At 38.6% G+C, this 461-nt stretch carries 1 protein-coding gene; it reads left to right on the forward strand.

All coding sequences use genetic code 11. The features are described 5' to 3' along the window. Positions 1 to 461: hypothetical protein (locus G7034_RS10305; RefSeq protein WP_166400882.1), on the forward strand; the 461-nt coding region annotated here is incomplete at both ends.

Genomic DNA, 461 nt, shown 5'->3' on the forward strand with positions numbered 1-461 from the left:
TTACGAGCCTGTAGCGATAATCCAAACATTGCAGTATTTGATTTAACTCAGAATTCAAATTTAATTATCGGCAATCAAGAAAATGTTACTTTGACTTATCATCAAAGCCAAGAAAATGCCGAAAATGGCACCAATGCTATTGCTTTTCCTGTGAATTATAACGGAATTGATGGTGAGTTCATCTATATCCGATTGGAAGGAGAAAATGCTTGTATTACGGCATTTAATTCCGCTGAAGATAACCGATTCCAGTTGTTCATTGACGACCGACCTGAGATTAATTTAACGGCAAGCAACGAAGTGATTTGTGCTTCACCAAGCGACGCTCAACAAGCCGACAACGAAATAGGCGAATTCGATTTAACTCAGAAAGATGAGGAAATCAATCCAAATGCGGGAGATGGAAATAGCCAAGTAGTGTATTACGCGTCAGAAGAAGATTTTGAAGCAGGAATTCCAAT

The sequence above is a fragment of the Psychroflexus maritimus genome, from assembly GCF_011089875.1.
Classification (GTDB): Bacteria; Bacteroidota; Bacteroidia; order Flavobacteriales; family Flavobacteriaceae; genus Psychroflexus; species Psychroflexus maritimus.